The sequence below is a fragment of the Microbacterium murale genome (assembly GCF_014635185.1).
Classification (GTDB): Bacteria; Actinomycetota; Actinomycetes; order Actinomycetales; family Microbacteriaceae; genus Microbacterium; species Microbacterium murale.
On sequence record NZ_BMCM01000003.1, the window covers coordinates 304,504 to 316,611 of the forward strand.

Annotated in this window: 16 protein-coding genes; 11 read left to right on the top strand and 5 right to left on the bottom strand. The window is 65.4% G+C overall.

Going from position 1 to position 12,108, the window contains the following annotated elements:
- Positions 1-34 precede the first annotated feature (34 nt).
- The 7 genes from IEV67_RS11020 to IEV67_RS11050 all read left to right on the top strand — a co-directional run bounded on the left by IEV67_RS11020 (position 35) and on the right by IEV67_RS11050 (position 6,550).
- The gene (locus IEV67_RS11020; protein ID WP_188436611.1) at positions 35-1,711 is read left to right on the top strand and encodes a DUF885 domain-containing protein; all 1,677 of its coding nucleotides are present in this window, start codon (positions 35-37) and stop codon (positions 1,709-1,711) included.
- A gap of 6 nt (positions 1,712-1,717) precedes the next feature.
- Positions 1,718-2,743 carry an LLM class flavin-dependent oxidoreductase gene (locus tag IEV67_RS11025; RefSeq protein ID WP_188436612.1) on the top strand — a complete coding sequence of 342 codons (1,026 nt, stop codon included), beginning with the start codon at positions 1,718-1,720 and terminating at the stop codon, positions 2,741-2,743.
- Positions 2,740-4,092 (top strand): MFS transporter, encoded by a 1,353-nt coding sequence (locus IEV67_RS11030; protein WP_188436613.1) that lies wholly within the window; start codon positions 2,740-2,742, stop codon positions 4,090-4,092. The genes IEV67_RS11025 and IEV67_RS11030 overlap by 4 nt, the downstream gene beginning before the upstream one ends.
- A 35-nt stretch (positions 4,093-4,127) precedes the next feature.
- Entirely contained in the window at positions 4,128-4,883 is a 756-nt protein-coding gene (locus IEV67_RS11035) for an SGNH/GDSL hydrolase family protein (RefSeq protein ID WP_188436614.1), read from the top strand.
- The gene (gene yczE / locus IEV67_RS11040) at positions 4,880-5,509 is read left to right on the top strand and encodes a membrane protein YczE (protein WP_229703035.1); all 630 of its coding nucleotides are present in this window, start codon (positions 4,880-4,882) and stop codon (positions 5,507-5,509) included. The genes IEV67_RS11035 and yczE overlap by 4 nt, the downstream gene beginning before the upstream one ends.
- The gene (locus tag IEV67_RS11045; RefSeq protein WP_188436616.1) at positions 5,506-6,252 is read left to right on the top strand and encodes a formylglycine-generating enzyme family protein; all 747 of its coding nucleotides are present in this window, start codon (positions 5,506-5,508) and stop codon (positions 6,250-6,252) included. Before yczE ends, IEV67_RS11045 begins: the two co-directional genes overlap by 4 nt.
- Positions 6,253-6,349: 97 nt before the next feature.
- The gene (locus tag IEV67_RS11050; RefSeq protein ID WP_188436617.1) at positions 6,350-6,550 is read left to right on the top strand and encodes a DUF6458 family protein; all 201 of its coding nucleotides are present in this window, start codon (positions 6,350-6,352) and stop codon (positions 6,548-6,550) included.
- Between the two features lie 10 nt (positions 6,551-6,560).
- On the opposite strand, the gene IEV67_RS11055 is transcribed toward IEV67_RS11050, so the two are convergent.
- On the bottom strand, positions 6,561-6,977 hold the full coding sequence (locus IEV67_RS11055) for a GNAT family N-acetyltransferase (protein WP_188436618.1): 417 nt from the start codon (positions 6,975-6,977) through the stop codon (positions 6,561-6,563).
- Positions 6,974-8,224 carry an MFS transporter gene (locus IEV67_RS11060; protein WP_373284476.1) on the bottom strand — a complete coding sequence of 417 codons (1,251 nt, stop codon included), beginning with the start codon at positions 8,222-8,224 and terminating at the stop codon, positions 6,974-6,976. The genes IEV67_RS11055 and IEV67_RS11060 overlap by 4 nt, the downstream gene beginning before the upstream one ends.
- Positions 8,225-8,396: 172 nt before the next feature.
- Here IEV67_RS11060 and IEV67_RS11065 point away from each other — a divergent pair, with 172 nt between their 5' ends.
- Entirely contained in the window at positions 8,397-8,717 is a 321-nt protein-coding gene (locus IEV67_RS11065) for a hypothetical protein (RefSeq protein ID WP_188436620.1), read from the top strand.
- 38 nt (positions 8,718-8,755) lie between these two features.
- Complete coding sequence (locus tag IEV67_RS11070; RefSeq protein WP_188436621.1) at positions 8,756-9,253, top strand: GNAT family N-acetyltransferase; 498 nt, start codon at positions 8,756-8,758, stop codon at positions 9,251-9,253.
- 53 nt (positions 9,254-9,306) lie between these two features.
- Here the strand turns inward: IEV67_RS11070 and IEV67_RS11075 are convergent, their stop codons facing one another.
- Positions 9,307-9,714 (bottom strand): NUDIX domain-containing protein, encoded by a 408-nt coding sequence (locus IEV67_RS11075; protein WP_188436622.1) that lies wholly within the window; start codon positions 9,712-9,714, stop codon positions 9,307-9,309.
- Between the two features lie 44 nt (positions 9,715-9,758).
- On the opposite strand from IEV67_RS11075, the gene IEV67_RS11080 reads away from it, so the two are divergent.
- Complete coding sequence (locus IEV67_RS11080) at positions 9,759-10,220, top strand: NUDIX domain-containing protein (RefSeq protein WP_188436623.1); 462 nt, start codon at positions 9,759-9,761, stop codon at positions 10,218-10,220.
- A gap of 29 nt (positions 10,221-10,249) precedes the next feature.
- Here IEV67_RS11080 and IEV67_RS11085 read toward each other — a convergent pair whose 3' ends face one another.
- Positions 10,250-10,483 (bottom strand): P-loop NTPase family protein, encoded by a 234-nt coding sequence (locus tag IEV67_RS11085; RefSeq protein WP_188436624.1) that lies wholly within the window; start codon positions 10,481-10,483, stop codon positions 10,250-10,252.
- 70 nt (positions 10,484-10,553) lie between these two features.
- Here IEV67_RS11085 and IEV67_RS11090 point away from each other — a divergent pair, with 70 nt between their 5' ends.
- Positions 10,554-11,021, top strand: a complete 468-nt coding sequence (locus tag IEV67_RS11090) for a DUF6841 family protein (protein WP_188436625.1) — start codon at positions 10,554-10,556, stop codon at positions 11,019-11,021.
- Between the two features lie 392 nt (positions 11,022-11,413).
- On the opposite strand, the gene IEV67_RS11095 is transcribed toward IEV67_RS11090, so the two are convergent.
- Positions 11,414-12,073, bottom strand: a complete 660-nt coding sequence (locus tag IEV67_RS11095) for a GntR family transcriptional regulator (protein WP_188436626.1) — start codon at positions 12,071-12,073, stop codon at positions 11,414-11,416.
- Between the last annotated feature and the right edge of the window lie 35 nt (positions 12,074-12,108).

Here is a 12,108-nt window from a genome sequence, read left to right on the forward strand (position 1 = left end):
ACCGTGCGTCGATTCACGCCGCTACGCTGAAGGGATGACGACTACCCCTCGCACGCCCTCAGCGATCGACAAGGTCGCAGAAGAATGGGTCGACACTCTCGTGGAGCTCGTGCCCACCGTCGGCACGTACATCGGGCGCAATGACGCCAATGACCGCTACGGCGATCTCAGCCCTGACGGGCAGCAGCAGTACGCGAATGCGGTGCGAAAGACGCTCAGTGCGCTGGACGACCTGACCCCGGCCGATGCTGTCGACGAGGTCACGAAGGCGGACCTCGGCAGCGAGCTCAAGCTCGATCTCGAGTTCGACGACGCCCAGTGGCATCTTCGCGATCTGAACGTGATCGCGTCGGCCGCTCAGGACATCCGCCAGGTCTACGACCTCATGCCCACATCGTCGGCCGACGACTGGTCGATCATCGTGAAGCGTCTGGCCGCTGTGCCGCACGCGCTTCGCGGCTACACCGCGACGCTGCGAGAGGGCATCGCCAAGGGCGTCGTGCCCGCTCGGCGGCAGGTGGTCGAGGTCGCAGACCAGATCGTGCGATACACGGCAGACGACGGCTTCTTCGCTGCGTTCGTGGCCGATGCGACACCCGAGGAGGGCGAGCTTCCGGCATCCCTCGCGCGCGAGCTCGCCGACAGTGCGTCGGCGGCGCGCGTCGCCTATGACGAGCTGAAGGGCTTCCTCACCGGCACCCTGGCGCCCGCGGCGAGTGAGGTGGATGCTGTCGGCCCTGAGCTCTATGCGCTCGCTTCCCGCCGGTTCCTCGGCGCCGAGATCGACCTCGATGAGACCTACGAATGGGGCCGTGAAGAACTCGCCCGCATGGTGGCCGAGCAGACGGCGATCGCGAACGAAATCCTCCCCGGTTCCACCGTCGAAGAGGCAGTGGCGCACCTGGAGGCGGACCCGTCCCGCAAGTTGCACGGCACCGAGGCACTGCAGCGCTGGATGCAGGAGACCAGCGACCGCGCAGTCGCCGAGCTCGGTGCGACGCACTTCGACATCCCCGAGCAGATCCGCACGCTCGAGTGCATGATCGCGCCCACGCAGGAGGGCGGCATCTACTACACCGGCCCGACGGACGACTTCTCCCGCCCCGGCCGCATGTGGTGGTCGGTGCCGGAGGGTGTCACCGAGTTCGACACCTGGCGCGAGCTCACGACCGTGTACCACGAGGGCATTCCCGGTCACCATCTGCAGATCGGCCAGGCCGTGTACAACCGGGCCGAACTGAACTCGTGGCGCCGGCTGCTCGCTGGCACCTCCGGGCATGCCGAGGGCTGGGCGCTCTACGCCGAGCGGCTCATGCAGCAGCTCGGCTACCTCGACGACCCGGCCGACCGACTGGGCATGCTCGACGGGCAGCGCATGCGCGCGGCGCGTGTGGTGCTCGACATCGGCGTGCACCTGGGCAAGCCCCGCCTCGATGGCACGGGCACATGGGACGCGGACTACGCGCTCGATTTCATGCGCCGCAACGTCAACATGTCGGACGAGTTCGTGCAGTTCGAGGTCAACCGGTATCTCGGCTGGCCTGGACAGGCGCCGTCGTACAAGGTGGGCCAGCGCATCTGGGAGCAGGTGCGGGACGCGTATCAGGAGCAGCAGGGCGATACGTATGACATCAAGCAGTTCCATAAGCGTGCGCTCGATCTCGGCGGCGTCGGACTCGACACGCTTCGCACGGCCCTCGTGAACCGGTAACAGCACATGGCACTCCAATTCGGCCTCGACACGTTCGGTGACATCACCCGCGACAGCGACGGAAAGCTGTTGACGGCCGCCCAGACGATCCGCAACATCGTCGACCAGGCCGAACTCGCCGACACCGTCGGCATCGACTTCTTCGGGGTGGGGGAGCATCACCGCAAGGAGTTCGCCGTCTCCGCGCCGGAGATGGTTCTCGCCGCGATCGCCGCGCGCACCGAACGGATCAGACTCGGCACTGCGGTGACCGTGCTGTCATCCGACGACCCGGTGAGGGTCTATGAACGGTTCGCGACGTTGGACGCGCTCTCGGGAGGCCGCGCCGAGGTCGTGCTCGGCCGTGGCTCGTTCACCGAGTCGTTTCCGCTCTTCGGCTTCGACCTGCGTGACTACGAAGCCCTGTTCGAGGAGAAGCTCGAGCTCTTCGTCGAACTCACCAAAGAGAGGCCGGTCACCTGGTCGGGCACCATGCGCCCGGCGCTCACCGACGCCGACGTGTTCCCGAAGACCGAGAAGGGCCTTCGCACCTGGGTGGGGGTCGGAGGTAGTCCGGAATCGGTCGTGCGCGTCGCCAGGCACGGAGTAGGGCTGATGCTCGCGATCATCGGGGGCCCCGCAGCCAGATTCGTGCCGTTCGTCGAGCTGTATCATCGCTCGATCGCTGCATTCGGCACGCCGGAGCATCCGATCGCCGTTCACTCGCCGGGACACATCGCCGACACAGACGAAGAAGCCTGGGACGGCGCGTACTCGGGGTTCGAGGCAATGAACAACACAATCGGCAAGGAGCGGGGCTGGCCCGAGTACAGCCGGGCGCGCTTCCAGAACGACGTGGGGCCCGCCGGAGCGATCTACTCCGGCTCTCCCCAACGCGTCGCCCAGAAGATCGCCGACACCGTGCGCACGCTGGGAATCGGCAGATTCGATCTCAAGTACGCCACCGGCACGCTCGGGCATGAGCAGATGATGCGCAGCATCGAGCTGTACGGCACCGAGGTGATCCCGCGCGTCAGAGATCTGCTGAAATGAGCGCCCCTGGCATCCCGAGCCGCGCCTCGTTGGCTGAACGCCTCGACGCTCTCCCGTTCACGCGTCGGCACTTCAGGGTGCTCTCCGGCTCCGGCGTTGGTTGGGCGCTGGACGCGATGGATGTCGGCCTCATCTCGTTCATCATCGCCGTCCTCGCCCAGCAGTGGGACCTGTCAAAGGCGGAGACCGGGTGGATCGCCTCCGTCGGATTCATCGGCATGGCGATCGGCGCGACGCTGGGCGGTCTGCTCGCGGACCGCCTGGGCAGGCGACAGGTGTTCGCGATCACACTGCTGATCTACGGCGTCGCCACCGGGGCCAGTGCCCTCGTCGGCGGACTCGCGATGCTGCTCGTGCTGCGCTTCTTCGTGGGTCTCGGTCTCGGTGCGGAGCTTCCGGTCGCGTCGACCTACGTCAGCGAATTCGCGCCGCGCCGTATCCGGGGCCGGCTCATCGTCATCCTCGAGGCATTCTGGGCAGTCGGCTGGACGGCCGCCGCCCTGATCGGCTACTTCGTGATCCCCGCATCCGAGTCGGGCTGGCGCTGGGCGTTCGCCCTCGGCGCGATACCTGCCGCATACGCGATCATCGTGCGATGGGGCCTTCCCGAGTCGCCGCGATGGCTGGCGTCGCGGGGGAGGATCTCGCAGGCAGACAGGATCGTGGCGGCATTCGAGGCGGATGCCGGAATCACCGGGGGCCCGCTCGTCCACAAGGCTCCGACACCTCGCGCCATCGCAGATCATGCGGCGACGCGGCTCGGCACGCTGTGGTACCCGGAGTTCCGGGTACGCACGCTGTGCATCTGGGTGATCTGGTTCTGCGTGAACTTCGCCTATTACGGCGCATTCATCTGGATACCCAGCATCCTCGTGGATGCCGGGTACGATCTGGTCCGCTCGTTCGGGTTCACGCTGCTCATCACGCTCGCTCAGTTGCCCGGCTATGCCGTGGCCGCGTGGCTCATCGAGGTGTGGGGCCGGCGCGCGACGCTGTCCGTGTTCCTCGCCGGGTCAGCGGTCTCAGCCGTGCTGTTCGGCACCGCGACCGGCGTCGGGGCGATCATCGCGACGGGGATGGCGCTGTCGTTCTTCAATCTCGGGGCATGGGGCGCGCTGTACGCCGTGACGCCGGAGATCTATCCGACCTCGCTGCGCGGCACGGGTGCGGGGTGGGCGGCAGGCGTGGGCAGAATCGCGTCGATCGTCGCGCCGCTGATCGTTCCGGTGCTCTTGGCGGCCGGCGGAGCGCCGTTGCTGTTCGCCATCTTCGCCGGATTCTTCATCGTCGCGGCGATCGTGACGTGGGGACTCGTCGATCGAAGGGGCCAGGCACTCGACGATCGATGAGCCGTCGTGTCCACCGACGGGCATAGGCTGGTTCAGTGAGTGATGTGAGGTTCGTGGCCATCGGCGACTCGTTCACCGAGGGCGTCGGCGACGAGTTGCCGGACGGCCGTGTGCGCGGCTGGGCCGATATCGCGGCACAGGGATGGGCGGATGCTGCCGGTCACCCCATCCAGTACGCGAACCTGGCTGTCCGCGGCAAGCTCGCGTGGCCGATCGTCGAGGAGCAGCTCGAACCCGCCCTGGCACTGAACCCCACGCACCTGTCGTTCAACGGGGGCGGCAACGACATGCTGCGTCCGCGGACCGATCTGGAGCACATCGCCGATGCCTTCTCGCGCGTTCTTCGTCGATGCGATGACCAGGGTGTCACGCTCATCGTGTTGTCCGGTGCGAATCCTGCAGGACAGCTGCCGATGGGGTCAATGATCCAGCGTCGCGGAGATGAGCTCTCCGCGGCCGTGCTGCGCCGGGTGGCGAATCGATCCGACGTGATCCGTGCACTGAACTGGCCCGATCGTGAACTCGCGCGCAGCGCCTACTGGTCGGAGGACCGTCTGCACATGAACGCGGCTGGCCACCATCGGGTAGCGGCCAGGGTCCTGGATGCACTCGGGTACGAGCCGCCGACACAGTGGTGGGCGCCCAGCGAGCTGCGGGCCGGGGGAGCGGTCGGACTCGCGTACTACCGGCAACATGTCGGCCCGTGGGTCAAACGGCGGTTGACGCGCACGTCGTCGGGTGATGGCCGCGCCGCCAAGTACGGCACATGGGTCGAACGAGTACCTCAGTGAACGCGCTGCGCGGCCGCAGACTTCCGCGCCGTTCGGTGCAGCTGCTGGTCGGGCTGTTCCTGTACGGGATCGGGATCGCGTTCATGGTGCGCGGGCAGATCGGCGCGGCCCCGTGGGACGTTCTGTCGCAGGGCATCACCCGTCACGTGCCGCTGAGCTTCGGAGTGGTGACGATCCTGATCAGCGTCGTGGTGCTGCTGCTGTGGATTCCACTGCGCCAGAAGCTCGGGATCGGGACGGTGCTGAACGCACTGCTCGTCGGGCCTGCCGCCGACGTCGGGCTCTGGCTGATCCCGGCGGATCAGCCGCTGTGGCTGCGCATCTGCTTCTTCGTGATCGGGCTGTTCGTCCTCTCCGCGGCGACCGGACTCTACATCGGGGCCAACTTCGGGCCGGGCCCGCGAGACGGCTTGATGACCGGCCTGCACACGCAGACCGGATGGCGCATCTGGATCGTGCGAACAGGCATAGAGATCGTCGTGGTCGCGGTCGGCTGGGCCTTGGGTGGCAACGTGGGGCTCGGGACGGTCGCGTTCGCACTGCTGGTCGGACCACTGTGCCAGTACTTCATGCGGTTGTTCGCAATCCCCGTGCAGAAGCGCCCAGAAAAGCGCGTCACGACATGAGCGACCTGGAGATGGCACGGATACCGGCCGGTGTCGTCACGTTGCACGACGCACGTCGCGACCTGGTGCGCACCGTGACACTCGAACCGTTCGAGTTGGGCGTGTTCGCTGTCACCGAAGAGCAGATGGCCGAGATCGTCGGCATCGCCTCGCGGCATCCTCGCCGGCCGGCCGCTGACCTGAGCTGGCTGCGCGCCGTGCGGTTCTGCAACGCGGCCTCCGAATGGGAAGGGCTCGACCCGGCGTACACGTTCGACGGCGAGGACGTGACCTGGCACGTCGACAGTGACGGATACCGCCTGCCCACCGAAGCGGAGTGGGAACACGCCTGTCGTGCGGGCTCCACCGGCCCGCATTACGGCCTGCTGACCGACGTGGCATGGACGGCCGCTGACGGCGTGACAGCCCCGCAGAACGTCGGTGGCAAGCTCCCCAACCTCAATGGCCTCTTCGACACGCTCGGCAACGTCTGGGAGTGGTGCTGGGATTTGCTCGATCCCGCGCGCTACGGGGACTACCGCGTGTTCCGCGGCGGCGGTTACGCCGATGACGCATGGAGCGTACGCGCATCGGTAAGGCGTGGGGGAGCGCCGCGCATGCACCATGAGGACGTCGGGATGCGCGTTGCGCGCGGAGGATTCGACGGCGCGGATGCCGCGCAGGGATGGTCAGCGGCTGTCGATCTCGAACGCGCGGCAACGGATGACGCGCTGTCGATGGGTTGGACGCCGAGGAGGCGCTGAGACGGCTCTTGCCTCCCGCGGCGATTGCTGGCATCGTCAGAACGAACAGCAGCTCGTCGGCGCACACGTCGCCACGGGTGCCACGAAAGGATCCCGCATGAGCATCGGCACCGGAATCGTATTGTTCGTGATCGGCGCAATCCTCGCGTTCGCCGTCAACATCGAAGTGGAGTGGGCCAACCTCGACCTGATCGGCTACATCCTGATGGGTGCCGGCGCTGTGGTGTTCGTCATCGGACTGATCCTGCTCGCCACCCGTCGGCGGCGCGGCACCTCAGCAGACGACACCGTCCTGTGACGGCGCCGCCTCAGGACATGCCTCTCACCATGTACCGGGTCGGGTCTTCAGGATTCTCGAATCCGTACTGCGCATAGAGGCCATGGGCATCGGCGGTCGCAAGAAGCATGCGCTTGAGGCCGAGCGGCTCGAGATCGGCGATCACGCCGTTGATCAGCAGCTTCCCGATTCCGCGCGCGCGGACGTTCGATGCGACGAAAACGTCGCACAGCCAGGCGAAGGTCGCACCGTCGGTCACGACTCGTGCGTATGCGACCTGGTCACCTGTCGACGCGTCCCATACTCCGTAGTTGCGGGACCCGTCGATCGCGGCGTCCTGTACTGCGCGGGTGCGTCCTTTCGCCCAGTACGACTCTTCACTGATCCATTGATGCACACGAGCGCGGTCGATGCGGTCGTCGTCCTGGTCGAATGCGTAGTGTGTCATCTTCTCGCCTTTCGCTCGGGATCCAGCCCGATGCGGATGCGCGTGCGTTTGCGCTCGATGAGGATGAATACCGCGCCGACGAGCCAGATCGGCACCTGCGCGAGGAAGGCGATCCGGAACGCGTCGAGCGAGTACGTCTCGGGGGTACCGGCGCCCTGCAGGTCGAGCGCGAGACCGATGAGGAAGATCGCGATGAGCGCGGAGATGAAACCCCCGCCGTTGGTGAGCCCCGTGGCGGTGCTCAGCCGATGGGCCGGGTTGTGCGTCCTGGCGTGATCGAAGGCGATCATCGAGGCGGGTCCGCCAGTCGCGAGTGCGACGGCGAGAACGTAGAGCAGCCAGACAGGAGCCGGTCCGGGCTGCAGCAGGAGGACGATCCAGGCGATCATCTGAATCGCGACTGCCGGCAGTACGAGGGCAAGAGATCGCTGATTCGGCATGCGACTCGACAGATTGCCGATGACAGGGCCAAGAATCATGCCGGCAACGACATATATCGAGATGATGGTCGCCGCCTGCGCCGTTGTGACGCCCTCGCCGGCTGTGAGGAACGGCATCCCCCAGAGCAGCACGAAGGCGGTTCCCGCGAACGGCGTGGTGAAGTGCGACCAGAACGCCAACCGTGTGCCTGGGTGCGCCCATGCTGCGCGGATGCCCACACCGGTATCGATCGCTGATGTCACGACGCGCACGACGCCGGTGTCGGTGTTGACCGTGACGTCAGCATCGAGTTCACGCGGTCGATTGCGGATCACGACCCAGACGAGAATCGCGAAGAGGATGCCGAGACCGGCAATGCTTCCGAAGGTGATCGTCCAGGTCGTCGAGTGCAGGAGCGCGGCAAGCGGGATCAGAGCGACGAGCTGCCCTGCCTGTCCGAGGACGCCCGTGAGCTGCACCATGACCGGGCCGCGCTGAGCCGGGAACCAGATCGCGATGAGTCGCAACACAGCGGGGAACACGGCGGCGTCGCCCGCGCCGAGGAGGATGCGTGCGACGATCGCGATGCCGATGCTGGGGGAGATCGCGATCGTTAGCTGTCCGAAAGCCATCAGGATCATGCCGATCGTGATGATCGGCCTGGCGCCGTACTTGTCCAGCAGCACGCCGATGGGGATCTGCATTCCCCCGTACACGGCGAGCTGGACGACGGCAAACAGCGAGAGCGTCGACGCATCCGCCTGGAATCGCTCCGCCGCATCCACGCCGACGGCGCCGAGAGATGTGCGGTTGGTGATAGCCAGCATGTAGGCCGCGACGCCGACCGACCAGATCAGCCATGCCCTCCACCCGATCGTTGAACCAGGGGACGACGCGGTGTTGCTCACTCGATCCAGCTTACTCGCGGCGAGGCGGGCCACCGAGGACCAGCGGCGCCGTGGACGACGTCGCAGAACAGTTCGCGTGGTGAAAGGGAGCATGGCTGATTCTTCGTCGATCGCGATCATCATCGAGGGGCGTCCGCGTCTTGCGCCGCCGTTGCTCAGAGAGCTCTATGGCATCACGCGGCGCTCGTCCGTGGAACTGAGCGCCGCGATCGTCGCTGGTGACGATGTGTACGCTGCGGGGTTATTCGGCAAGGACCACGTCAAAGTCGCCCCGCGGTTGGAGAAGACCGCCGCGTTCTGCGCTCGGAACGGTCTCGCTTTCCGTATCGAGGAGACATACGACGGAGAGACCGCGCAGATCGATCTGGCAACCATGCGCAGCATCTTGGAGGCCGCCGAGGACTACCGCTGATCTGGCCCGATGTCGCCAGTTCATGGCAATGTCAACGCATGAGCGAGATTCAGCTGCGCCAGTGGAGCGAGAGCGACTCCGGACTGCTTCGACGCGGGAACACTCCGGAAATGACCGTGCACCTCGGTGGCCCCGAGACAGAGGCCCAGATCAGAGACCGTCACGAGCGATATTTGCGCGTCTGGGAAGAGAACACCGGTCGTGCGTTCGTCGTCGTCGACGGAGCAGAGTCCCTCGGAGTGATCTGCTCGTGGAAGACGACGTGGCGCGATCAGGAGGTGATCGAAGCAGGCTGGTTCACCGTGCCTGAGGCCCAGGGGAGGGGAGTCGGTTCGGCTGCACTCGCACTTCTCATCCACTACGCGCATGAGTTTGCCGGCGACCGACGGCTGCTCGTGGCCTTTCCCGATCAGGCCAACGGGCCATCGAATGCCCTATGCCGCAGTGCGGGCTTTACGCTTATCGGGCAGCGGGATGATGATTTTCGCGGCACGACTCTGAACCTGAATGAGTGGGTCTTCGATCTGACTGGGTGAAGCATCTGCCGGCTTCGCTGCGGGAGCTCAGACAAGGCCGTGGAAGGGCATCTTCATACGGCGGGCTCCTCGACACGCAGTCGGGCGGCTCGAACTGCTCGCACGGCTGCACTCGGGACCAGGTCATCGGTGCGTCGAGGATGCACCCATCGAGGCGTGTAGCGGTTCGTGCTGCTCTCCCGTTCCACCTCGGGACCGCCCAGGCGCAGTTTCCATAATCGAACCGACACGGCGAAGTAGACGGCCTCACGATCCGGTCCGTTGTCGACATCGAGACGGTCGAGGACGTCGCCCTCAAGCCCGGTCTCCTCGAGAAGCTCGCGACGACAGGCCTGCTCAGGGGTCTCACCGGGTTCGATACCGCCGCCGGGCAATACCGAGTAGCGTCTGCCGTCCTTCTCACGAGCGATCACGAGGAGCGCGCCGTCATTGAGGACAACGGCGACTGCGCGAACGCTCATGGTCCGACTTTAATGGCTGCCGGCGCGCCCCTACGCTGGACGGCATGCCTATCTCTGCGTACATCCGGTCGCTGCGAGAGCGGATCGGCCAAGATCTGCTGCTGCTCCCAGCGGTGTCCGCAGTGATCGTCGATGACGACGGTCGGATTCTGCTCGCCCGATCGCACGGCGACGATCAGTGGGCCTTGATCGGAGGCGGCATCGAGCCGGGGGAGGAACCGAGCGCCTCGATAGCCCGCGAGGTGCGAGAAGAACTCGGTGTGGAGGCGACCGTCGGCCAGATCGTCGGGGTCTATGGCGGCGATGCGATGTTCATCACCTATGCGAACGGTGATCGCTGCGCATACGTGACCACGGCGTATGCGTGCCGCCTCGCGCCCGGTCCTCTCGTTCTCGAAGAGAGTGAACTTCGCGATGTCGGCTGGTTCGAACCGTCCGAGATCTCGAAGCTCGACACGCAGCCGTACGTCGAGCGGATCCTCGTCGACGCCGGCGTACCGATCTGACCGCACAGTTGGAGGCATCGAGAGACCGTCTATGCCGAACCACCGGACGGACCAGATAGGTCGCGCAGGATCGCCGACACGATCTCGTCGGTCGTCGACTCGGGGCCGATGCGTTGTTCTTTGAACCAGGGGAGTGGTTGCCAGCCGTCGTGCCATTCACGGATCTTCTCCTCGCCGACGACGCTTCCGAGCGGACGCTTGTCGCACTGGGGAAGCGCGACTTCTGACTTCTCGTGATTCTGATGGGTGAACGTGTTATCCATTTTCACACTAATCGTCCACGGCGACGGGGGAGTGGTGCGTCGATCGACTTGCAGACGTAGTCTCGAAGGTATGAGCATCGAGACGTCTCAGATCACCGACTACCTCGATCGCTACGCCGCAACGCTGTCCCAGTTCAACGCGGAAGGCGCCGCCGAGTTGTGGTCGACTCCCGGCATGATCGCGGACGATCGATTCTCGGGCGTGCTGGAATCACGCGACAAGATGGTCGATGGATTGAAGCAGTCCTATCCGCTCTACCAGCGTCTGGGGCTCGCCTCGGTGGGATACGAACTCGTCGAGGAGAACCATCTGTCGGAAGCACTCGTGCTCGCCCGCGTGCACTGGCTCTTCCTCGATGCCAACGGTGATGAACTGACTGACAGCAACAGTTACTGCCTGCTCCGAAACGAAGAGTCGGGATTGCGGGCATGCGTGTGCGTGGAATCCGATTCAGCCGAGAAACTACAAGCCCTCGCGACCGCGCGAGCGATCGACCTGATGCTTCCGACTCGAAAGCGTGCGCCGATCTGCGCATAGAGTGATTACTACTGGTGACCCGGCGTAATCGTGACCGGCGTATTCGCTGTCGAGAACGCCCGTCCGACACTCCGCCGAATACGTACCACACGCGTTTCGGTGCGGTTAGGTTTCGGCGGAGGGTTTCGGCGGGTCACGCTTCGGCGTGTCGCGCGCTTGATGGTCCTCGTCGGCCTGGTCGCCAGAAACGATCGTTTTTGGCTTGCATGTCAAAGAGGTCTTTCGGCGCTGGCTGATAGGCGCTCTTGAACCGGAACACCCATTCCCGCGCGATTTATGCACGTCGACGCCACGAAGAACGGCTCGACCCGTGAGCGATTCGGCCGGGCACTCAACCCCCGCGATCGTAAGGGCCGCGCCGATCGAACCCGACACGTGCCGTTTCCTGATGATTAGTGCCCGTCGAAAACACGCATGGCATCGCGGATGTGAGCCTCGGCGAGGCGTTGCGCTTCGGTCGCGGTGCCCTCGTGCAATGCGTCGGCGATCAGACCGTGTTGTCTGGCGGCTTCGCGGGCCCAATCGGCATGCTCGAGGTTGAGGGATGTCGACACTGCCAGTCGAGCGATCGTGCGACGGTGGGCGTCGACGACGAACTCATTGCCGCTCGCCTCGACGATGAGGGTGTGGAAGTGCATGTTCGATTCGGTCGCGCTGACGCGGTCGCCCTCCGTCACGGCAGAAGCGAACTGCTGCGCGGACTCTTTCAACTCTCGGAACCACGCCGGCGCAATGAGGCCCTGGCTCGCGCGCTGGGCTGTGAGCTCGGTCGAGAAGCCCTCGAGGTTGCCGCGAAACGCGAACAGCGCTCGTAGGGCGTCCCGGTCGAGGCCGGCGACGACCACGCCCCGTGCGGCGGGGATCACCAGGCCCTCGGCGAGCATGCGCCCCAGCGCCTCCCGGACTGGAGTGCGGCTGACGCCTAATTCTTCCGCCAGTGCCGCTTCGGGTAGGCGGTCGCCCGAGGCGTAAGTGCCATTGAGAAAGCGCGTCCAGAGTGCGTCATAGACGACGCCGGTTGAACCGGGGCTCTTGCGGTCGACGGTGGCCATTCCTGCAGCATACTAAAAATACTCAGCATCCATTG